We start from the raw sequence: 23,050 nt of genomic DNA, 5'->3' as shown, positions 1-23,050 counted from the left end.
GGGGTCAGTCCCTCGAGCCGACAGGCTTTTTTATTTATATCGTAGCGCTTGAAACATATTGAGTAGTGGTCGATATGTTTTATCTACCAGACCAATTTTCTCCACAATGATTTCAATTGCAAAAATTAAAATGGCGAGAACTAGGAACGAACCCCACATGGTTTGTACCTGAGAAAAGATAACGGCTGCTAAACCAAAAATCGCACTCATACCGTAAATAATTAGCACCGTTTGGCGATGGCTGTATCCTAAGCGCAACAGGCAGTGATGCAGATGCGACTTGTCAGGAGCCGAAAGCGGCTGATTTTTAACGATACGGCGAATAATTGCAAAGAACGTATCTGAAATTGGTACACCGAGGATAATAACCGGAACGATTAATGAAATTAACGTAACATTTTTAAATCCTAACAGAGATAAAACCGAAATCATGTACCCTAAGAAAAGTGCTCCTGTATCTCCCATAAAGATTTTGGCTGGATGAAAATTATAAAGCAAGAACCCAAGCGTACTTCCTAACAGGATAAAGCCCATACTCGTTACGAACACGTCGTTCATCATAATGGCCATTCCTGAAATTGTAATTAATACAATTGAGGAAACTCCTGCTGCAAGACCATCTAATCCGTCAATTAAGTTGATGGCATTTGTGATCCCCACAATCCAAATAATTGTAAGAGGAATACTCAAAACGCCAAGTTCAAGACTACCATTAAAAGGAAGGTTGATATACTGAACTTGTACACCGCCATATACCACCACGATTAACGCTGCAAGCAATTGACCGCTTAGCTTAATTTTTGCTGAAAGCTCCATCATATCATCTAACACACCCGTAATAATGATAATGAAACTTCCGATGATAATTGCTAAAGCGTAAGGGCTAGTTGGTTGTAAAAGAAAATAACCGATTAAAAAACTAATAAATATTGCTAATCCTCCAAGACGAGGCATAATTTTTTGATGAACTTTTCGTTGATTTGGCTTATCTGTTGCACCTATTTTAAATGCTAATTTTTTAACAAGCGGAGTGACTAAAATAGACGAAATAAAACAAATAAACAAGGTCAAATATAACATGTAGACCCTCCTCAGGTTTATGTTAACCAAAATCGCAGTAAATGTTACTGTTATTTAGATTTGGATAATATTACATATGAGCGAGCTATTGGACAAAATTTTTTGACTAGTTTTCTCCTAAACTGGATTATACCATATTGATTTTACTACTTAAATAAGAATTTGTCTTCATAAACCTTAAACTAACTCTCTCTATGTATCTATCATTTAATACACATCTAATTATGTTTTTCTTCTATCTTTCTCTTACTAACCAACACCCTACCTATTGTATTTAACAGTCTTTGCAAATATACGAACATTCGAATGGATGAATTAATCAACTGCTTATTTACTGCAGCATCTAAAGATAAAAGATGAAAAAATATTATTATTTTTATAAAAAATGAAACTTTTCCATTTTCTGAGCGTATTACCTTTTATAAGAATCAAATGAAGGGAGGTTTTCAAATTGGAACTGCTCTCGGTGCCTATTCAGACAATTTATCTTTACACACTAATTGGTTTTGGTACCCTTACCTTTTTATACATTCTATTCGGTGACGTACTGGATGCATTATTTGAAGGTATCCCTGGATTAAATCCTACGCTCATTTTTTCCTTTTTTACAATCTTCAGTGCAAGCGGCTATATCTTGGAACAACTACAGCTATTTTCCAGTATTTTAAATCTGATTGTCTCTGCAATTATTGCCCTATTACTTGTAACACTACTCAATATCTTTGTTCTTATTCCTTTATCATCTGCTGAAGAATCAATTGCTTTTACAGAGTCATCTCTTCAAGGTCGAATTGGCGAACTCATCATTCCTATTCCCATTGATGGATACGGTGAAGTTGTTGTTAAAGACGTAAGTGGCACTATTTCAAAGCCAGCCATTAGCTTAAAAAATCAAGAAATTTTGTCAGGTACCAAAGTATTGATTGTTGAAATCAAAAACGGAAATGCGGTTGTTGTTACTTACGAACCGACCAACTACACACTACCAAATTCATAATCAAGAGGAGGATATTTATGTCCATTTTTATTATTGCTGGAATCGTTGTCTTTTTATTAATTGTATTGATTGGAGTATTTATTACCAAATATCGTACTGCAGGTCCTGATGAAGCACTAATTGTCACAGGTAGCTATTTAGGATCAAAGAATGTTCACGTTGACGAATCTGGAAACAAAATTAAAATTGTGCGAGGCGGAGGTACATTTGTATTACCCGTATTTCAACAAGCTGAACCATTAAGCTTATTATCAAGTAAATTAGAAGTATCAACACCTGAAGTATATACAGAACAAGGTGTACCCGTGATGGCCGATGGTGTATCTATTATTAAAATAGGCGGTTCTATATCAGAAATTGCTACAGCAGCTGAACAGTTCTTAGGTAAAGCCAAAGAAGATCGTGAAACGGAAGCGCGTGAAGTTCTTGAAGGACATTTACGCTCGATTTTGGGATCAATGACTGTAGAAGAAATTTATAAAAACCGCGAGAAATTTTCACAAGAAGTACAGCGCGTTGCGTCTCAAGACTTAGCGAAAATGGGGCTTATTATCGTCTCGTTTACAATCAAAGATGTACGTGATAAAAACGGATACTTAGAGTCGCTTGGTAAGCCTCGTATTGCTCAGGTAAAACGTGATGCTGATATCGCTACTGCCGAGGCTGAAAAAGAAACGAGAATCAAGCGTGCAGAAGCACATAAGGATGCTCAAAAAGCTGAGCTAGAGAGAAATACCGAAATTGCGGAAGCGGAAAAAGCGAACCAATTAAAAACGGCTGAATACCGCCGTGAACAAGATATTGCAAAAGCTCGTGCTGACCAAGCATACGACTTAGAAACAGCTCGTGCAAAACAAGAAGTAACAGAACATGAAATGCAAATTCGTATTATTGAGCGTCAAAAACAAATTGAATTAGAAGAAAAAGAAATTCTTCGTCGTGAACGCCAATACGATTCTGAAGTTAAAAAGAAAGCCGACGCGGACCGCTACGCAGTTGAGCAGGCTGCTGCTGCTGAAAAAGCCAAACAGCTTGCAGAAGCGGATGCAAATAAGTATCGTGTTGAAACAATGGCTAAAGCAGAAGCAGAACGCGTTCGTGTTGATGGTCTTGCAAAAGCCGATGCTGAGCGTGCTCAGGGTGAATCAGAAGCTGAAATCATTCGCTTAAAAGGTCTTGCAGAAGCGGAAGCAAAACAAAAAGTAGCAGAAGCATTTGAACAGTTCGGTCAAGCAGCTATCTTGGATATGATTATCAAAATGCTTCCAGAATATGCGAAGCAAGTTGCTGCACCTTTATCTAATATTGATAAGATTACAGTTGTCGATACAGGTAGCTCGGGTGAAAGTGGAGGCGCCAATAAAGTAACTGGCTATGCTACCAACCTAATGTCTACTTTACAGGAATCGTTAAAAGCTTCATCCGGTTTAGATGTTAAAGAACTGATTGAAAACTTTTCTGGTAAAGGAAACGTTCGTCACAGCTTAGATCAGTTAACAGAAGAAATCAAAGATAAAAAAGAAGCGTAACAAAAAGGAGAGCCTCCCGTTGCAGGGGGCTCTCCTTTTTGTTATCCTTTTAGCGCTTTAAGTAAGAACTTTGGTAGTGCTAGTTGTCTTTTCAAACGCCATGGCTCTTTTATTAAACGATACAACCATTCTAACCCAAATCGTTGAAAAACTTCTGGAGCACGGTTTAAACGACCAGAAATCACATCAAACGATCCTCCTACTCCTTGGTACACTGAAGGGTATAGATGATCTTTGTTCGCTAGAATCCAGTTTTCTTGAGCTGGACTTCCTAATGCAACAAAAACGATATCTGCTTTTGATTCATTAATAGTTGTTTCAATTACCTGCTTGTCTTTTTCATATCCATCAAGCACGCCAACAATTTGAATACCAGGAAACTTCTCTTCTAACTTGACTTTCGCCTCTCTGGCTATGCCTGGCTTGGCACCATACAAGAAGATTCGCTTCCCTTCTACAGTAGCTGTTTCACAAAGCTTCATCATCATATCAATTCCCGTTACACGCTCGCGTATTTTGCCTTTACGAAGCTTAGAAGCCAAAATAACACCGATACCGTCTGGAATTTGGTATGTTGCTTTATTTAACAACGTACGTAGCTCCTCGTCTTCTTGAGCTTTCATAATTTTTTCTGGATTAATGGCTACAATAAACGAAGTGTTCCGTTGATTAATATCTTCCATTAGCTTTGCTGCTAATTCATCATACGTGTCGTGACATACATCTACACCTAAGATATTTTCTTTCATCAAATCACCTATTTAAAGATACTAAAATTTTGTGTTCGTTCGTAATGAAAGACAGGCTACAGCCCGTCTTTCATTATCATTACCCTTATTATACTTATATCGTAGAAACTTTAGAATCACCTAATAACACAACGTCAAATCCTGCTTTTTTCCATGCATCACGTTGAATACAATTTTTTGTATCAAAGATAGCTTTGGTACGCATTTTGTCTTCAACTGCAGATGGAAGCATTTCTTTAAATTCGTTGTGGTCTGTTAGGATTAAGATTAGGTCTGCATGAGTTACAGCTTCTTCTAAGTCCTGTGTTTGCTTTTCAATTTTATTTTCTTTAATATGTGGATCGAACGCTGTGTAATCAACATTTAGCTTATCTAAATGTGCTAATACATCCGTTGATGGACTTTCACGCATATCATCAATATTTCCTTTAAACGCTAGACCTAATACCGCAACGCGACCGTGCTGAATGCCTTTTGCATCAAGAATACTTTTTGCTTTTAGCGCCGTGTATTCTGGCATTGAATCATTTGTTTGACGAGAAAGAGAGATAATTTTCGCCAGCTCAGGCTGTAGCTCTGTTAAGAACCATGGATCAACTGCGATACAGTGTCCTCCTACACCTGGCCCTGGTAAATGAATATTTACACGTGGATGATAGTTCGCTAACTTAATCGCTTCCCAAGCATTGACACCGAGCTTTTCACTAATTTTAGCTAACTCATTTGCGAAAGCAATGTTCACATCACGGTACGTGTTTTCGATAACCTTGACCATTTCAGCCGTTGTAGCATCCGTTACGTGAATATTTCCTTTTACGAATACTTTATATAATTCTACTGTTAAACGACTTGATTCTTCGTTAATTCCACCCACAATACGATCGTTATTTACCAGTTCTTCAAATACTTTACCTGGAATAACGCGCTCAGGTGAATGAGACACGAATAATTCTGTTCCAAACGCTAGTCCTGTTTCTTTTAAAACGGGTAGCATCACGTCCTCCACTGTACGAGGAGGAACCGTTGATTCTAAAATAACAAGATTCCCTTTACGAACATAAGGAACGATTGACTTTGTTGCTTCTCTTACATAGTTTAAATTAGCTGTTTTATCATTATTAATTGGCGAAGGCACTGCAATAATGAATACATCCGCTTCTTCAGGTGTTGTACTAACTGTGAATAGACCTTTATCGACTGCTTCTTCTAAGCGCTCTTGTAGTCCATTCTCTTCTATATGAAGCTGTTTATTTTTAATTAAGTTGACTGCATGCTCGTTTACGTCAACGCCGTGAACTTGTAAACCATGATTTGCAAACATAACGGCTGTCGGTAAACCAATATACCCTAAGCCAACTACACATAATTTTTTTGCCATTACAGAAAATCTCCTTTATATGACATACTTTATAAATGAAACCTACATGATATTATATCGAAAATTGTTGCATCATGATAGCTTTTATATAAAAACACCATTCAAATTGTCTTCTTATTTATATTATGCATCAGTTTTGTTTTGTTCATCACCGAACAAACGATTTATCTTTTTCAGTTTTTTTCTAAACCAAAAGAACTAACGCACTAGTTGCAGTGCGCTAGTTCTTCTACTATAATTATTTATCTTTTACAATTGTTTGAAAGTAGTCCATTAGTTTTTCTTTCAGCTCATCTCTTTGTAAACCAAAGTCCACTGTAGCCTTAATAAAGCCAAACTTATCTCCTACATCATAGCGGTTACCTTGGAAATAGTGAGCTAGTACACGTTGAGATTCGTTTAGTTGTAAAATCGCATCTGTCAACTGTACTTCTCCGCCAGCACCAATTTTTTCTTGACTTAAAATATCAAAGATTTCAGGTGTTAAAATGTATCTTCCCATAATTGCGTACGTAGAAGGTGCATCAGCCGGATTTGGCTTTTCTACTAACGTATTCACTTCAAATACATCGTCCTGTATTGACTCTTCAATCCCAATAATTCCATATTTATTCGTTTCTTGACGAGGCACTTCCTGCACACCTACTACCGTACACTGGTGCTCTTCATAAACATCCATAAGCTGCTTTAAGCAAGGCTTGTCTGATTGTACAATATCATCACCCAGTAAAACAGCAAAAGGTTCATTACCTATAAAGCTTCTTGCACAGTTAATCGCGTGCCCTAACCCCTTTGGTTCCTTTTGGCGAATGTAATGAATATTGGCTAGGCTTGAAATCTCTTGGATTTCTTTAAGCATATCCCATTTTTCTTTAGCCGCTAACGTTTCTTCTAGCTCATATGATTTATCAAAGTGATCTTCAATTGCACGTTTGCCGCGACCGCTAATAATTAAAATATCTTCAATACCAGAAGCTACTGCTTCTTCAATGATATATTGAATCGTTGGCTTATCAACAATCGGTAACATTTCTTTTGGTTGCGCTTTCGTTGCAGGTAAAAATCGTGTTCCTAATCCCGCAGCTGGTATGATTGCTTTACGTACTGTCATTTCATTTACCTCCCATTAAATCCATGGTTGTTACAATTCATATAAATGTATTTTATAATAACCTTATTATAACTGTCACGAAATTCTACATCGCTTCCATTTTGAAAGGATGAGTCAAATGACCGAATTTATTTATAAATTAAAATCAAATTTTATTTCTACTCTTCCCTACAACAATTCAATTTATAAAGCAAAAGCTGCTGATGGGCTCCAATTATATAGACAGATTTCAATCGATGACCTAAAGCAAGACGCAGAGACCATCTCTAACCGCGTAGATGGATTTACCACAACAATTGATAAAAATAACTTACTCAACAGCTCGTGTACATGCAATGACGCTGATTTTTGCCAACATCAATTTGCTTTGGTTTTCTTTCTCTATGCCCAATATGAGCCGCTAACAACGCTATTTGAAGAATGGAGAAGCGCAGAGGCAAAAAACTTATTTATCCAGCAAAAAAAGCGGTCTTCTCTTTCTAACCACTATTCTTTTAAAGCGTGGATCGATCAACTTGATACAGCATACGAGCAATTTTCGCAAGCACAATCCACCAAGAACCTGTCTATTTTTCAAAATCTATACGATGAATTTTTTATATCATTACCAAAAATAGCTCCAGCTGAACCGACCTTACGAAATCTTTTTCTTTTATATGGCGGTCTATATGCTATCTTACAATTTAATAATGAGCTAAAGCACATTCAGCTCTCAGCTAATACGAAAGAATCCTTTTTATATGTCCACCTTTATAAGCTAACCAATAAAGTAAGTGAATTAGCTAAAATCAAGGTGCTAAGTTCCATTCCTCCTACTACGAAGACCCTTATTGAAAGTAGCTTACCGTTTATTCGCTTATTATTAGATGAAAGTGACTCATTACAATATGAGCTGATAAAGTTATATGAAGTGGTATGGGCAAATGTATTAAATGATGAAGAATGGATTGGAAAAGAATTAAGGGCTCTTGAATCTGTTACCTCTGTTCATACAGCAATCGCTCGCAGCTATTTATTATTTTTAAAAAAGAAAGATGAAGAAGCGATTTCTGCTCTAAAGCCAGATGATTTAGCAAAGCTTCCTTACTTTATATCGTGGATAAAGGAGCTTCTTTCTCAAAAAGATACAAAGCGCTTATCAATATGGATAAACTACCTTTCAGCTATGATGGGTGAATACGTACGAACCGTTCCGTCTACTTATCAAGGAAGTCGAAACATGGTTTCAATCTTAGTTAACCTGTTTAAACAATATGCACTGCTCATTAAAGAGGAGGGCCCTTATATCAAGTGCCTTCAGCTGTTACTACCGTATAGCTTTATTGAATATAGCCAGTACCTACATAACAAGGGGCATTTAAAAGAATGGATGGAGCTTCAAGTACTGTTAGACTTTGATGACGCCGAACAAGCAAGCGAAATAGCTGAATATGTTATTCAACAGCGTGCAGATTATGCGATTCCAATCCTACATCAAATTATTCGTCACTTTATTTTAGAACGTAAAAAAACGAGCTACGCACTTGCATGCGATTATTTACTAAAGCTAAAAGAAATTTACATAAAAACAAGTAAAGAAGAGCTGTTTCATCGTTATATGCACTATTTACATGGTGAAACAAAATCACTATCCTTATTTCAAAAGCTACTAAAAGAAAGAGGGCTTCATGCTGATGTTTGATTTATTTGAACTAACGCTCCATATTGACGAATACGAAGATAAGCTGTTTGTATACTGCACCGACAGAAACCAAAAGCTCCTACAGCCAACTAAATGGAAAAATTCATTGTTTTTATGGCATTCTTCTTCTTATTACGGTACAACTCTATCTCCTTTTGAGCTGGACAGCAAGAGTGGTATTTTATTGTCAGCATGGGATGGTTTCACATTCTTTTTGTCCATTGAAAAAGGACACTTATTAAAGCCAACGTTTTCAAAAGAAGCGCGGGAATACCTTGATAAAGCTTTAAAGCTAAAAGAGAATCTACTAACAGTCGATACATTAAAACAATCTTTATTAGAAAATAATGATTCAACTTGGGAAAAAAACGTCCTTGAATTTCTCTTTCTCAATCATACTTACCAGCTGCTCGAGGAAGCTAATATCCCTTATCCTCAAAGTGACTATACCGTATCCGTACGATTTGAAGAGCCGTTATCTGAAGGTGCTGTTTGGGAAATTCAGCTAGTAGCAATTCCGACAGATAGCGATCAAGACCCTTTTCTTATTCGAGATGAAATGATCCATGAATATAAAAATGGAAAAACAATTTTATATGAGGTTCAACGAATTAAGCACTTATCACCTACTTTACGAAATGCTTTATCAGGAAAGTTACCTACGTTATCTGATGAAGAGCTATGGAACTTTTTAACCAAGGAAAGCAATGAATTACTTCAAAAAGGTGTACATATGCAGCTACCTAGCTGGTGGAAAGAAATTAAAAAAGGCCAAATTCAAGTGCAAGCTGTCCATGAAGATAATCAAACTTCCGCATTTGGCATTGAAGCTCTAACAAACTTTAAATGGTCTGTTTCCATCGATTCACATACGTTAACGGAAAAAGAACTAAACGAGCTAATTAAAAAGAAAAAACAGCTGCTAAAATTAGATGGGCAATGGATACATGTAGACAGTATGCTCATCAAGAAAGCGAAAAAACTGTTAAAAGAAGCGCAGCAGCGAGGCGTTAGTATATATCAAGTATTACGCGCTTACCTAAACCAGCCATTTTCATTTGATAGTGATTGCAATAACGTTTCTATTGAATATCATTTAAATTCATACTCTCAATCAATTGTAAGTCAATTAAAAGAAGCTCACACGCTTCCATCTATAAGGCTTTCTTCTGCATTTAACGGGAGACTGCGCCAGTATCAGCAGGTAGGATTAAACTGGCTATTACACCTGCGTAAAATAGGACTAGGCGGCTTACTAGCAGACGACATGGGGCTTGGTAAGACGATTCAATTAATTAGTTATTTTACAAAGGCAAATGAACTAAGCTCTGCACAAAAACCATTTTTACTTATTTGTCCAACCTCACTGATTGGGAATTGGGAGAAAGAACTCGATAAATTTGCACCTTATCTAAAAGTGTATACTCACTATGGTAGAAATCGACTATCGGCAGAAAATACAACAAGCCCAGATGAAGCAAGTGCTTATGATCTAATCATTACAACTTATCAACTGGTTGCTCAAGAACCTGAGCTTTTTCAAACGAGAGCGTGGGATACGATATGTTTAGACGAAGCTCAACATATTAAAAACCCTCATACCAAACAGGCAAAAGCAGTTAAGAAACTGAATACAACTCATCGATTCGCTCTGACAGGTACACCAATTGAAAATCGATTAACAGAGCTGTGGTCTATTGTTGACTTCCTGAATCCTGGTTATTTAGATAGCTTAGACAGGTTCAAGAAAGAATTTGTTATTCCAATTGAAAAAGAACAAAATCTAAAAAAAGCAGAGCAGCTAAAAGCACTGCTTTCTCCCATTTTATTAAGGCGTACTAAATTAGATAAAAAAATTGCTTTAGACCTACCTGATAAACAAGAAGAGAAAGTGCATATTGAGTTGACAGCTGAACAAAAAGTGCTGTACGAAGAGCTTGTTCATTCGACTCTTAACAGCCTTAAAGAACAAAAAGGGATTGAGCGAAGCGGTCAAGTGCTTCAACTTCTAACAAAGCTCAAACTACTTTGTAACCACCCTGCTTTGTTGCTAAAAGAGCCCATTAATAAACAAACGATTACTCGATCACCTAAGCTTGAAAAGACAGTTGAGCTACTGAAGCAAATTAAACTACAAAACGAAAGCTGCTTAATATTTACTCAATACCTTGAAACAGGTAACATGCTAAAACGCATCTTGAAAAGAGCTTTAAAAGAAGACGTATTATTTTTACACGGTGGCTTATCAAAAGCAGAGCGTGACGACATGGTAGCATCCTTTCAATCTGGGCAACATTCCATTTTCATCCTATCATTGCGGTCAGGTGGAGTTGGTTTGAACCTAACGGCTGCAAATCATGTTATTCACTTTGACCGTTGGTGGAACCCAGCAGTCGAAAATCAAGCGACGGATCGCGTATATCGAATTGGCCAACAAAAATTTGTCCATATCCATAAGCTCCTTTCCTTAGGGACAATTGAAGAAAAAATTGATGATATGATGACGAAAAAATACGCGCTAAGTGAACAGTTGGTTCAAAACGACAAGTGGATCACAGAATTGTCACAGCAAGAACTCCAAGAATTGCTTCAATACAATTAATAATAAATAAAGAAAAAGCTATCTCCATATTAAATTCAAGGCTTGAAGAAGAAAAAAAGGTGTTTTGCGTGACAAAATACCCTTTACTTCTTCTTTTTTTTTAGATTATGATAAAAGCAAGTCGAAAATAGTCTAAAAGATTCATATATTAAGGGGGACCTATTGGTGAAAAAAAAGCAAATCGTCCTGTCTCTAGGAACAATATTAGGAGGAATTGCACTCTTCCACACATCTGCTGACGCTGCTTCTACTTCTGTTCAGGTAAAGACAGGGGATACTTTGTGGTCGATAGCTACTAAATATCAAACAAGTGTACAAAACTTAAAGACTCAAAACAACCTAAAATCAGATGTTATTCATGTAGGACAAACACTCGTGATTTCGTCTAGTGCATCGCCTGCGAAGCCTGTTGACACAGCAAAGCCAACACCTGCTACGCCAAACACTGCTTCTACTTACACAGTACAAAGTGGTGATACGCTTTATAAAATTGCAGCTAAATTTAAAATGAGTGTTTCAGATTTAAAACGTTTGAACTCACTTTCATCAAACATTATTTATGTCAACCAAAAATTAAAGGTGAGTGGACAAGCTACACCTTCCAACCCTAAACCGGAAGTGACGAAGCCACAAACACCTACGGTTTCAACAAATGGTACATACAAAGTTCAGCAAGGTGACACGCTTTCTAAGATTGCAGCTCAGTTTAAGATGAGCGTCTCTGCTCTTAAAACAGCAAATAACTTAAAATCTGATATTATTTATGTAAATCAGGTCTTAAAAGTAACTACATCTGGGGCAGCACCATCTACACCAAATGCTGGAACTCCTCCAACTACAACGCCAACTAATGGACAGCTAAACATTTCTAAAATGATTACTGATGCGAAAAAATATATGGGTGTTCCTTATAAATGGGGTGGTACAACACCATCTGGCTTTGACTGCAGTGGATTTATTTACTATGTAATGAAACAACAAGTGTCAATGCCTCGCTATACAACAATGGGCTTTTGGAATGCTTCAAAGTCTGTGAGTCAGCCACAGCCTGGAGATTTGGTGTTCTTTACTACATATGCGCCGGGACCTTCACATCTAGGAATTTACTTAGGAAATCGCCAGTTCATTCATGCTGGTTCTTCAACAGGAGTAACTATTTCGAGCTTAGATAATAGCTATTGGAGCAAGCGTTATCTAGGAGCGAAGCGTTTCTCAAAATAAAAGTCAAACCCCCTCTATCTGTTATATGCAGCTAGAGGGGGTTTTTCACAAAAAAGAACCATTGATGGGAGTTCAATGGTAAAGTGGGGATTATAATAAAGAGAGGAAAGTAAATTTTTCTGATCTAAGGTAAAAGAGATGATGAAACAATTACTCTTAGCGTATATTACCGAAAAGCATCATGGCTGATTTTCAGGTGAGGAAGGCTTACCGCTTAAAAACCGAACGTATTCTGCGATAATATCTGTCACATAAACACGCTGCTGCAAATTATTTTCAAACGTACGCGTTTGCACACGTCCTACGACTCCTATAATCGATCCCTTATCGCAGTATTTCGTCATGTTTTCAGCATTTTTTCTCCATAACGTAATTGATACAAAATCAGCTTCCACTTCTCCTTCCTGGTTACGAAAGTTTCTGTTCACAGCTACTGTAATATGGGAAAAAGGAATTCCTTCGGATGTATATTTCAGTTCAGGAACTCGTGTCAAACGCCCTACTAGCACTACTTCATTAATCAATTGACCACCTCTTTCTTCGATTTCTACACAACCAAAAGGTTGAATAATAAGAATATTCTTATATCTCATGTTATAATAGTGATATACGAATAACATATTTGTTAAAGGAGGAAACTTTCGCATGAAAACATTTCGATTAGTCGGCCTACAACTAATTGATCATGAAGGAGAAAAACATAACTTAGAATTAAACAAAGGGTTAATTATTAATAAAGAAGACACAGACAACCATTGGATTCTCGAAGCTGTCATTGACCAGCAATTTACAAATTTATTTGAGCTTCCACTAAAAGATCACCAACCTGTACAAATTGAAGCGCTTATCTCAAAACCAACCAATGACCCCGCTTTGTTTTCTGTTCAAGTGGTTTCAGTAAAAGCAATTAACGATAAGCAAATAAGCGTATTAATGAAAGGTACATTAGTTGAAAGAAAACTACACTTTGCTGAAATGATCCTGGCTAACCTTATCGAACAAGGTTTAACAGGCTCTGATTTATTAACACAATTTAAATATCAGCTTCATAATAAAAACCGAAGTACAAAACCTCTTCCTGCTGATGAAAAAGAAAATATAAAAAATACGTGAAGAATAAAAAGTTTGTATTATTTAAAAGGGTGTTGAGTCATACGGTGAAGGTTATGGTTGGAGGGTAAAGGGTTAATAGGCTTAAACTCTCGCTTGCCCAGAAATAAAGGTAAATCATTTGTCCGGCCGCTCTTTCTTTTGCGATGATTAATTTGATTACGTTTCAAGTAATATTTCGTCATTTCTCTACTCCTTTCTCGTTTGTATTATGTATACTAATACATTTTTTACCATGATTCAACAACTTTTTCTTCACTTTTTTTCTTATCAGTTTTTCTTTATTTTTTTCACCGCTTTTTCCTTCATAAATTTCTATCTTATTTCATTTAATTTAAAAATACACGAATATTATCTTGAATTTTCTGTAATTTTATTGTATTTTTTTAATTAAGTTCGAATATTACCCGTTTTTCATGCCTTTAGACCTAATTCCGAACATAATCTATATGAAGAAAGAAGTGGTACTTATGTTAGAAATTGCTGTTAAGATTAAGATGCTTCGTGCTAATGCAGGTTTGACTCAAGACCAGTTTGCAAAATTACTGAATATTTCTCGCTCCAAAGTTTCAAAATGGGAAACTTCCATTCAATACCCCGATATAGCAGACTGCCTTTTGCTTAAAAGTCATTTCAAAATCAATCTCGATGAGTTTTTGGAATCTACACCTCACCTTAAACAACCTCATAAACTCAACTCTTCACCTGCTACTTATCATGTGTACGACAGCGATGTTCACACTCTACTTATACTCTTTCAAAAATACCCTGATTTAAAAAAGGCTTTACAAAAGCTGCACGCTTTGCCAGAAGGACCTCAAAAAGAGCTATTAAATACCATCACCCCTTTATTTCGGTACCTATATACGCTTTCAAACAAAAAACAAACATGACAACGTGCGCTGACATGTTTGTTTACACTCATTCTATTCATCTTTACGATCTTTATCTTCCATATCCTTCATATCTTCTACTGGGTCTTCTTGGTCATTCTCGTTGTTTTCATCATCGTTTGGATTTTGGTTATCATCCATGTTGTTCATATCATTTTCGTCTTGCATCTCTTGCTCTTGCTCTTCCATTTGTTCTTCTTCTGGTGGCGGGTCTTGTGTATTACAAGCTCCTAATGTTGTAAGTGCAAACACAGCTGAGCCCAGGCCCATAAGTATTTTTTTCTTCATCGTAGCAACTCTCCTTTTACATAAATTAAGTTTACGTACTTAGAATGCCACGTGAAGGTATAGTTTATGACCAAATTTAAAGATAAGATAAAATTTACTAATTTATTCAAAAATAATACGAATAATCAACGTATACTGTTTACAAGTCCCATCATTTGGTCAGCAATTGAAATGGATTGGGAATTAAACTGATAAGCTCTTTGGGTCAATGTCATATCCGTTATTTCTTTGCTCATATCAACATTCGATTGTTCCAAAAACCCTTGTTGAATACCGGCTCCGGCACGTTCATCACCCTGTAAATTTTGTACGCCATTTTCTTGATTTAGGGCATTTGGAACCCTAAATAAAGATGAGCCCACTGCCTCTAGTGACTGGGGACGATTTACTCGAGTTAAGCCAAGAGCAAAGATCTCATTCCCTTCATTACTAACAACGGTTAATTCTCCAGCTTTATTGATTTGAAGCTCACGAAAATCCGTACTAAAGGAAATGGTATTACCTTCACTATCTAAGACTGGATTCCCATCTGTGTTCACTAACTGTACTTCTCCGTTTTCAAGTGGTGTAAGGTGAAAGGAACCGTTCTTTGTATAGTACGTTTCTACTGTACCATCATTATCCTTCTGCACTTGAAAGAAAGTATTTGGGTTGGTTAATGCAACATCTAATTGTCGCCCTGTTTCTTGAAGCGAGCCCTGTGTGGTAACAAGTTTCGTTTGACTAAGAAGCGCTCCTGCCCCTTGACGAATGCCAAGCGGTGTCTTTCTTCCTGGTTCGCTTGCTTCATCCGATTGATTATTAATTTGTTGATACAACATATCACTAAATGATGCATCACGCTTTTTGTAACCAACTGTATTTATGTTTGCTAAGTTGCTTCCAACTAAATCTAAACGTTGTTGTAATTGAGTCATTGTGTTTGTAGCATTAATCATCGAGCGATTCACATATTATTCCTCCAATTGTTTAGTACATTGCTTATCTTACTTTACCAATTTCGTTGGCTGCTTTTTCCATACTACGGTCGTAAGCTTGCATCACTTTTTGATTTGCTTCGAATGTACGATAAGCAGTAAGTAGTTCCGTCATAGCTTGTGACATATTTACATTAGAGCGCTCCACAAAGCCTTGTTTAATGTCATAAGAAGCTTCACCGTTTCCAACAGCTGAAGGCAACGGCTGACCGTTTTCAGTTTGATATAGTCCGTTTCCTGTTTTAATTACTGTTTCCATTGAGTTAGCATAAACAATATTTAATTGCCCCGCTACTTCACCGTTAACCGTTACGTTGCCTTGATTATCTACTTTGAATTCCTCATTTTGGACGTTAATTGGTTCATTATTTGTATTGAGCACATATTCACCATTATTAGTGGTTAAGAATCCTGCCAGGTCTACTGTAAAGTTACCATTTCGGGTATAAGAAAGGTTACCTTCAGAGCTTTGTACTGCAAAAAATAAGCCACCTTCCTTGTCTGGCACGCTCGTTTGTAACAGAGCTAGATCTGTTTGGTAATCAGTTTGCTGGACATCTCCTTGCACAAAATTAGGAACCGTTTCTTGTAAGTATACTCCTGTATTTAAGCTCCCAATATTCTCTTGAGAGCGAGTTACGCTTTTTCCGTTTTGCTGCTCTTCGATACGCTGCAGTAACATCTCTGGAAACGCTCGAATGACTCCTTGATCTTCCTTAAAGCCGGGAGTATTTGCATTCGCAATATTATTTGTAAGCATATCCGTTCTTCGCTGCTGGGATAGCATCCCTGCTGTCGCTGTATAAAAGCCTTTAAACAACTTGTCCACCTCACACTTTTCGAAATAATAAAACTCCCCTTGTAATACTTTACAAAGAGGAGTTATCATCTTATTTATGCTTTTCAGAAAAAGCGTATGATAAGAGTTTCATTATTAAATAATACTTCGGCGAGAAAGTCGATCGATATTGTCTAGCATGATACCTGTACCAACTGCAACACAACCCATTGGATTCTCAGCAATCAGTACGGGAACTTTTAGTTCTTCTGCTAGCAGCTGATCTATACCGTGTAGTAAAGCTCCTCCGCCTGTTAAGATAACACCTCTATCTATAATATCGGCAGAAAGCTCTGGAGGTGTACGTTCTAAAACACTTTTTGATGCTTGTACAATGACGCTAACAGATTCTCTTAGCGCTTCCTCTACTTCATGAGATTTTACTGTAACCGTGCGAGGAAGGCCTGACACCATATCTCGACCTCTAATATCAAGTTCTTCTTCTCTTGAGTCAGGGAAAACCGTTCCAATTTTCACCTTAATTTCTTCAGCTGTTCTCTCACCAATTAACAGCTTATATTTGTTTTTTATATATTGTAAAATTTCAGCATCAAAACGATCTCCAGCCATTTTAATAGACGAAGCTGTTACAATATCACCCATTGATAAAACAGCCACATCAGTTGTTCCACCACCGATATCTACTACCATATTACCGCTTGGTTGAAAGATATCCATTCCCGCACCAATGGCTGCTACTTTTGGCTCTTCTTCTAAATAGATTGTTTTGCCGCCACTTTTCTCTGCTGCTTCACGTATTGCCTTTTGTTCTACAGATGTAATGTTCGTAGGACAGCAAATTAAAATACGAGGTTTTGATAAAAAACCTTTCACATTTAGTTTATTAATGAAGTATTTCAACATAGATTCTGTAATATCAAAATCTGCGATTACACCATCTTTAAGCGGACGAATTGCTACAATATTACTAGGTGTACGCCCAACCATTTGACGTGCTTCTTCTCCAACTGCTAACACTTTATTTGTATTTTTATCGATTGCTACAACCGACGGTTCATTCAATACGATTCCTTTGCCTTTTACATGAATTAAGACGTTAGCCGTACCAAGGTCGATACCGATGTCTTTTGCTAACATACCTTAAATCCTCCTTCAGTTTACATATAATTGCATGCATACCATTCTTTTTTCCTAATTTACTATTTTATCACAAATTGTATATGTATGTATTTATTAATAAAAAATTTTCTTTTTTTTACTTTTTTAACCAATATAAATTCCCCTTTCCTACCCTGTTTCTCTGATAGTAAAGGGGAATCGTGCTACTTTACAATTTCTTCTTCTTTTTTGTATTTTAATTTTGTTGCTTCCCCTCCACGCAGATGCCGAATTGATTTATGATAATCAAGTATTTCTTTTACTTCATTTGCTAGTTCAGGGTTTATTTCAGGTAATCTTTCTGTTAAATCTTTATGGACAGTACTTTTAGAAACTCCAAACTCTTTCGCAATTACACGAACGGTCTTTTTAGTTTCCACGATATACTTCCCAATCTTGATAGTTCTCTCTTTGATGTAATCGTGCACTCTACTCGCCCTCCCTAAATTGGATGTGAGATGATGAAAAAATTCTATATTTTTCCACCATTCTCTTTGTAGGTTTGTAACAGTGTATTAGCTTATATGAAGATATATGCTATAAAAGTCAAGAGGGACAAGTGATTTATTTTATTTTTTTAAAAATTTCATCTATTTTATTAAAAAATAGAGAAAAAACCTCCTTCTCTTAATCCAGAATTGAACTTAAGAGAAGGAAGGCTTCTAGTGGTTTATATTATGCATTTGATTTTGATTCATCTGCTGATTGCTCTTTATTTTCAGGAGCTTTAGGTGCTTCGTCACCAGTTTTATCTTCCTGCTTTGACTCTTCTTTATCCTTTGATGTTTCTTCATCTTTTAATGGCTCTTCAGCTGTAGTAGGTTGTTGTTCTGTAACCTCAGCAGCTTTCACTTCTTTAATAGAAGCGACTGATTTACCAAAGTAATCGCTAGGGTTTATAGCAACACCATCTTTGCGAATTTCAAAGTGAACATGGTTATTCGCTTCCTGGTTGTATAAGTTCTTTCCAGCTTTGGCAAGTACTTGACCTTGTTTCACAACATCTCCTACTTCAACAGTTGCTTCATCTAAAGATTGATATTGGGTAACAAGTCCATCTTTGTGATCCACTTCAATTACAAATCCAAGTAACGGGTCTTTTTCTGCTTTTGTAACAGTTCCACTTGCTGCTGCTGTTACATCAAATGATTTATCACCTTCTATAGCTAAATCAACGCCTGTGTTTGGGTGATACGTATTATTATAAAATACGAGTGCTGCTTCTTGTTGTTTCTTTGATGCTTGATCATCGTAAAATGGTTTCTTTACAACAGCATCCTTATCATTTACAAGTGGCATTTTTAAATTCTCAAGCGATGCGTTTACTTCCATGGCATCTTCTGTATATGCAGTTCCATCTTGTCCATAACGATCTTTAGCATCTTCGCTTAGGTTATTATTTCCATTCGCTTGAAACCAAAGAACGGCTGTAAGGATAATTGCTGCGCTTGCCAGATAGATTGCTGGAAAAATCCAACGCTTTCTAAAAAGTTTGTGAACCTTTGATTGTTGAGAAGTACGTTTCTTTTCTTCCTCTCTCATGTATCATCACCTCAGCAATCAGTCTGAACACAATTTTAAGAATATATACACAACCTAAAAGTTTTTTTCGATTATTTTTCGACAAAGGTTTTAAAAATATACACACAGTGATTTATTTTCCCTAAAAAAAAGCTTACTCTAGATTTTTGCCTAAAGTAAACTTTACTGTTTATTTTTTAGCTGTTAACTGTGCAACATACTGGTCTGAACCTGCAATTGCTACTCCTGTATAATAATGTGTCACAATATCTTTATAAGATTTACCCTCCATAGCCATACCGTTAGCACCGTATTGACTCATACCAATCCCATGTCCATACCCCTTGGTTTCAATGACAATATGATCATTTTCACGTTTCCATGTAAAATCAGCTGAAGACAGGTTTAGTTTATTACGCACCACAGTCCCAGCTATCTTTTTATCGCCAACCTTCACATAGTCTACTCTTTTTCCAGGCGTTTTTGAAATAATATCACCTATATCAGTAGACTGTGAAATATTGACGCCTAGTTTCTGTTCAAACTCTGAAATAGACATCATCTTTTCATTTTTAAACTTAGGTGATTTCGTATCCCAATGACTCTCTACGCTCTTTAAATAAGGAATAGAATTTGACCACACCGACTCTGAGTTTTCTGTATAGCCATTGCTAGTTGAAAAGAACGTGGCATCAATGGGCTTATTGTTATACGTCAAGATTTGTCCTTGCGTTTTTTTAACCGCTTCTTTCACTTTTTTGATTTTCCACTCATATTCTTTTCCCCAATGCTTCTTTAATTCTTTTTCACTTAAATATACTTGATCGTTAACAGTATCTGTAATGTCTGCACCTTCTGGTAAGCCCGCATTTGCTCTATTCATAAGCTTTTGAACAGTGTAAGTGCGTGCTGCTAGACTTTGCGCTTTTAATGCTTCCAATTCAAATTCTGCAGGCATTTCAGCCGCTACCACGCCCACTAGGTACTCTTCTAGAGGTAGTGTCTCTACCTGCTCTGACTGAGAGCGGTATACGCCCACATCAACATCTAACTGTGAGCCAGGTGATTTCTGTACCTCAGACTGCTCCGCTTTTTTATTCTCTTCATTCGTTAATGGCTCGCTTTCCTTTTCAATAAAAGGTATCACCAATAAAGTTGGAATTAAAAGAATGACGAGAAAGAAGATCGCTGCGAGAATAATCATTGGCTTTATTTGCTTCATGTATACAGAGCCTCCATATCTATGAATTTATCAAGGAACTCAACAATCCTTATAGTTCATATTTATGGATAGGGACAAGCTTTTATGACACTCCAAAACCTTTTCTAAATTTGTCCATAAAAAAAAGTATCTCGACAAAGCGAGATACTTTTTTTTACATATTTACATCAGATACTTGTTGCGATATTTCAACTTGATGCGTTTTATCATTTACACGTTCAATATCAGCACCTAATCCTGCTAGCTTTTGGTGGAAGTTCACATAGCCACGATCTAGATGCTTTAATTCAGTAACGCGCGTATAGCCATCAGCTACTAAGCCAGCAAGCGTTAATGCTGCTGCTGCACGTAAATCCGTTGCTGCCACTTCTGCGCCTTGTAATTTTGAAGGACCATTAATAATAACAGAACGACCTTCAATTTTAATATCTGCATTCATACGACGAAACTCTTCGACATGCATAAAGCGATTTTCGAAAACTGTTTCTGTAATCATACTTGTGCCTTCAGCTGCTAATAATAATGCCATCATTTGAGATTGCATATCTGTTGGGAAGCCAGGATGTGGCATCGTTTTAATATCAACAGGCTTTAATTTCTCTGGCCCAATAACACGCAGTCCATCGCCTTCTTCAATAATCTTGACACCCATTTCTTCCATCTTCGCTATCAACGAGCTCAAATGTTCAGATACAGCACCGCGTACAAGCACATCTCCACCTGTAATTGCCGCTGCTACCATAAACGTACCCGCTTCAACGCGATCCGGAATAATTGAATGTTCGGCACCATATAATTTGTTAACACCTTCAATTCGGATTGTACCAGTTCCAGCCCCACGTACTTTCGCGCCCATCGCATTTAAGAAGTTTGCTAAATCCACAATTTCAGGCTCTTTTGCTACGTTTTCAATAATTGTTGTACCTTCAGCAAGCGTTGCTGCCATCATGATATTTTCAGTAGCACCTACACTTGGGAAATCTAAATAAATCTTTGCACCTTGTAATCTTCCTTCAACTTCAGCATAGATAAAGCCGTTTCCAACCGTAACTTTTGCTCCCATTGCTTCAAAGCCTTTAAGGTGCTGATCAATTGGACGAGAACCAATTGCACATCCACCTGGTAATGCAACACGCGCTTTACCAGTACGGGCTAATAAAGAACCCATTACTAATACAGATGCTCGCATTTTTCTTACATACTCAAAAGGTGCATCTGTTTCTAATTCTCTTGATGCATCTACAACTACACGATTTGTTTCAAAATCCACTTCTGCATTCAGATGTCTTAAAACTTCGCCAATCGTAAATACATCGGAGAGAGCTGGTACATCATTTAAAATGCTTTTTCCATCACTAGCTAATAATGTTGCAGTGATAATAGGTAAAACGGCATTCTTTGCACCTTCTACTTTTACTGTACCGTTTAATCTATTTCCACCGCGGACGATGATTTTTTCCAAGGTATTCCCCTCCGCGTCCATTTTCTATATATTAATATTCAGACGTAATAATAGGTGTGCCAACAACCAGGGTTGTTTGGTCGCCCATTCCTGTCTTGCGTAATGCAATTTGTAAGTTCATTTCCTGTTGTTGACTTGAAAGAGCTTCTTCCCACAGTCCAGTATATGCTGATACTGATACAAATGACTCTTCCATTAGCGATTCAATCTGCTGGGCATTGAATGCTGTTAGTAATTGCTTGACTTGTAAAGACAAAACACTTTCCATCTTATCATTTATTTCACCTTTTATACAAGAGAAAATTAATGGATTTGTTAGGAAAAGTTTCTCATAATTGTCTTTAAAAATCCCCTCGGCATCGCTGACATTTTGAGTCGTGAATTCTTGTCCTATTAACTCATATGAGATATATCCACCTGTGCTTTTTTTATCTCCCGTATAGGTTAACATAATCAATTCTTTCACAGATCCCGCTTGTCTTGTACCTTTAGCTTTCCATACACCGTTTTCCCTTTTAATGTCCCATTTAAAACCTTTATATTTAGTTTGAAGCTGTTTTGATTTCATTTGGAAGTTTACTAGACTAGTAACGTCTGTAGCTTCTTCACGTGCATACAATGACCATTCTTTCATCTCTACAGCTTCTTTATTTAAGACGTTAACCATTTTTTCAAGCGTTGAATTTGAAGCTTGTGCATTGGTCACGTAACTTCCATAATATACGATTACACCTACAATGAAAATAGCCAAAAAGACACTAATTTTTTTTCCCATTTCCTCACTCCCTCTTCTTACTATCAGCCTGTCCAAATTAACCAGATGAATACACCTGTTTCGTCGTCATTTTTAGACAGCCTTTTAAGAGGGAAGAACTATTTTCTATTGAAATAAGGAAGGGATTCGCTGCGACCAGAATAAGTAATCCAAAAAGAAATTACTAACCGTGGACGCGATTGTAATGGTAAGCAAGATTAACATGATTCTTGCTTGTACTACACGATTTGGCTTCATTAATTTCTCAATCTGAAAACCTTGAAGCGCATACCATGTAATTACAATAAAAATAAGGTGAGAAACCATCGCTAATAGCGCCTGCGGACCAATACCACCAATTAGCATGATCACACCTCCTTAGCATAATGATAAATGATAAACAACAAAGAAGAGCCACTATCTCATTTAATCACAGTCGAGCGCAATGTGCAAAGGTTTACCTCTATATAACTTAATTTACATATTTTAACTAAATTAACCCTCTTGTTTATATAAAA

21 protein-coding genes and 1 pseudogene are annotated in these 23,050 nt (G+C 36.8%); 7 read left to right on the top strand and 15 right to left on the bottom strand.

All coding sequences use genetic code 11. The features are described 5' to 3' along the window. Positions 1-30 precede the first annotated feature (30 nt). On the bottom strand, positions 31-1,080 hold the full coding sequence (locus tag BFL01S_RS10630; RefSeq protein WP_025908785.1) for a glycosyltransferase family 4 protein: 1,050 nt from the start codon (positions 1,078-1,080) through the stop codon (positions 31-33). Positions 1,081-1,531: 451 nt separating this feature from the next. Between BFL01S_RS10630 and BFL01S_RS10625 the strand changes: the two genes are divergently transcribed. Together BFL01S_RS10625 and floT are read left to right on the top strand one after the other, a co-directional pair. Continuing rightward, positions 1,532-2,077 (top strand): NfeD family membrane protein, encoded by a 546-nt coding sequence (locus tag BFL01S_RS10625; protein ID WP_025908784.1) that lies wholly within the window; start codon positions 1,532-1,534, stop codon positions 2,075-2,077. A gap of 17 nt (positions 2,078-2,094) precedes the next feature. Then, positions 2,095-3,606, top strand: a complete 1,512-nt coding sequence (gene floT, locus BFL01S_RS10620; RefSeq protein ID WP_261392440.1) for a flotillin lipid rafts scaffold protein FloT — start codon at positions 2,095-2,097, stop codon at positions 3,604-3,606. A gap of 41 nt (positions 3,607-3,647) precedes the next feature. Here the strand turns inward: floT and BFL01S_RS10615 are convergent, their stop codons facing one another. The 3 genes from BFL01S_RS10615 to galU form a co-directional block, all read right to left on the bottom strand. Beyond that, positions 3,648-4,355 (bottom strand): WecB/TagA/CpsF family glycosyltransferase, encoded by a 708-nt coding sequence (locus BFL01S_RS10615; RefSeq protein WP_025908782.1) that lies wholly within the window; start codon positions 4,353-4,355, stop codon positions 3,648-3,650. A gap of 94 nt (positions 4,356-4,449) precedes the next feature. Next, positions 4,450-5,733, bottom strand: a complete 1,284-nt coding sequence (locus BFL01S_RS10610; RefSeq protein ID WP_025908781.1) for a nucleotide sugar dehydrogenase — start codon at positions 5,731-5,733, stop codon at positions 4,450-4,452. Positions 5,734-5,971: 238 nt separating this feature from the next. Continuing rightward, positions 5,972-6,844, bottom strand: coding sequence for a UTP--glucose-1-phosphate uridylyltransferase GalU (galU, locus tag BFL01S_RS10605; RefSeq protein WP_025908780.1), 873 nt, complete (start codon positions 6,842-6,844; stop codon positions 5,972-5,974). Between the two features lie 118 nt (positions 6,845-6,962). Here galU and BFL01S_RS10600 point away from each other — a divergent pair, with 118 nt between their 5' ends. The 3 genes and pseudogenes from BFL01S_RS10600 (at position 6,963) to BFL01S_RS10590 (ending at position 12,348) form a co-directional block, all read left to right on the top strand. Beyond that, the gene (locus tag BFL01S_RS10600; RefSeq protein WP_061785676.1) at positions 6,963-8,525 is read left to right on the top strand and encodes a hypothetical protein; all 1,563 of its coding nucleotides are present in this window, start codon (positions 6,963-6,965) and stop codon (positions 8,523-8,525) included. A gap of 673 nt (positions 8,526-9,198) precedes the next feature. Next, a pseudogene (locus BFL01S_RS10595) lies at positions 9,199-11,127 on the top strand (DEAD/DEAH box helicase); the annotation flags it as partial. A 165-nt stretch (positions 11,128-11,292) separates the two neighbouring features. Beyond that, on the top strand, positions 11,293-12,348 hold the full coding sequence (locus BFL01S_RS10590) for a C40 family peptidase (protein ID WP_025908777.1): 1,056 nt from the start codon (positions 11,293-11,295) through the stop codon (positions 12,346-12,348). A gap of 179 nt (positions 12,349-12,527) precedes the next feature. Here the strand turns inward: BFL01S_RS10590 and ssb are convergent, their stop codons facing one another. After that, complete coding sequence (gene ssb / locus BFL01S_RS10585) at positions 12,528-12,872, bottom strand: single-stranded DNA-binding protein (protein ID WP_025908776.1); 345 nt, start codon at positions 12,870-12,872, stop codon at positions 12,528-12,530. A 121-nt stretch (positions 12,873-12,993) separates the two neighbouring features. Between ssb and BFL01S_RS10580 the strand changes: the two genes are divergently transcribed. Both BFL01S_RS10580 and BFL01S_RS10575 read left to right on the top strand, forming a co-directional pair. Continuing rightward, on the top strand, positions 12,994-13,461 hold the full coding sequence (locus BFL01S_RS10580) for a YwpF family protein (protein WP_025908775.1): 468 nt from the start codon (positions 12,994-12,996) through the stop codon (positions 13,459-13,461). Between the two features lie 446 nt (positions 13,462-13,907). Continuing rightward, positions 13,908-14,351, top strand: coding sequence for a helix-turn-helix transcriptional regulator (locus BFL01S_RS10575; protein ID WP_169799849.1), 444 nt, complete (start codon positions 13,908-13,910; stop codon positions 14,349-14,351). Between the two features lie 33 nt (positions 14,352-14,384). Here the strand turns inward: BFL01S_RS10575 and BFL01S_RS10570 are convergent, their stop codons facing one another. From BFL01S_RS10570 to BFL01S_RS10525, 10 genes are all read right to left on the bottom strand, one after another. After that, positions 14,385-14,639 carry a hypothetical protein gene (locus BFL01S_RS10570; RefSeq protein WP_061785674.1) on the bottom strand — a complete coding sequence of 85 codons (255 nt, stop codon included), beginning with the start codon at positions 14,637-14,639 and terminating at the stop codon, positions 14,385-14,387. Between the two features lie 125 nt (positions 14,640-14,764). Continuing rightward, positions 14,765-15,589, bottom strand: a complete 825-nt coding sequence (locus tag BFL01S_RS10565; protein WP_061785673.1) for a flagellar hook-basal body protein — start codon at positions 15,587-15,589, stop codon at positions 14,765-14,767. Between the two features lie 31 nt (positions 15,590-15,620). After that, complete coding sequence (locus BFL01S_RS10560) at positions 15,621-16,436, bottom strand: flagellar hook-basal body protein (RefSeq protein WP_061785672.1); 816 nt, start codon at positions 16,434-16,436, stop codon at positions 15,621-15,623. A gap of 114 nt (positions 16,437-16,550) precedes the next feature. Further along, positions 16,551-17,552, bottom strand: coding sequence for a rod shape-determining protein (locus BFL01S_RS10555; protein ID WP_025908770.1), 1,002 nt, complete (start codon positions 17,550-17,552; stop codon positions 16,551-16,553). Between the two features lie 185 nt (positions 17,553-17,737). Beyond that, the gene (gene spoIIID / locus BFL01S_RS10550; protein WP_025908769.1) at positions 17,738-18,001 is read right to left on the bottom strand and encodes a sporulation transcriptional regulator SpoIIID; all 264 of its coding nucleotides are present in this window, start codon (positions 17,999-18,001) and stop codon (positions 17,738-17,740) included. A 247-nt stretch (positions 18,002-18,248) separates the two neighbouring features. Beyond that, positions 18,249-19,115, bottom strand: coding sequence for a stage II sporulation protein SpoIIQ (gene spoIIQ, locus BFL01S_RS10545; protein WP_061785671.1), 867 nt, complete (start codon positions 19,113-19,115; stop codon positions 18,249-18,251). A gap of 169 nt (positions 19,116-19,284) precedes the next feature. Continuing rightward, the gene (gene spoIID / locus BFL01S_RS10540; protein WP_025908767.1) at positions 19,285-20,316 is read right to left on the bottom strand and encodes a stage II sporulation protein D; all 1,032 of its coding nucleotides are present in this window, start codon (positions 20,314-20,316) and stop codon (positions 19,285-19,287) included. Between the two features lie 154 nt (positions 20,317-20,470). Further along, positions 20,471-21,778 (bottom strand): UDP-N-acetylglucosamine 1-carboxyvinyltransferase, encoded by a 1,308-nt coding sequence (gene murA / locus BFL01S_RS10535; protein ID WP_025908766.1) that lies wholly within the window; start codon positions 21,776-21,778, stop codon positions 20,471-20,473. A gap of 31 nt (positions 21,779-21,809) precedes the next feature. Continuing rightward, the gene (locus BFL01S_RS10530; RefSeq protein WP_061785670.1) at positions 21,810-22,553 is read right to left on the bottom strand and encodes a YwmB family TATA-box binding protein; all 744 of its coding nucleotides are present in this window, start codon (positions 22,551-22,553) and stop codon (positions 21,810-21,812) included. 105 nt (positions 22,554-22,658) lie between these two features. Continuing rightward, the gene (locus tag BFL01S_RS10525; RefSeq protein ID WP_025908764.1) at positions 22,659-22,898 is read right to left on the bottom strand and encodes a DUF1146 family protein; all 240 of its coding nucleotides are present in this window, start codon (positions 22,896-22,898) and stop codon (positions 22,659-22,661) included. Positions 22,899-23,050: the final 152 nt, after the last annotated feature.

Source organism: Priestia flexa NBRC 15715 (assembly GCF_001591565.1).
GTDB lineage: Bacteria > Bacillota > Bacilli > Bacillales > Bacillaceae_H > Priestia > Priestia flexa.
Note: the sequence above shows the minus strand (reverse complement) of the source record. Positions and strands in the feature narration are given on the sequence as shown.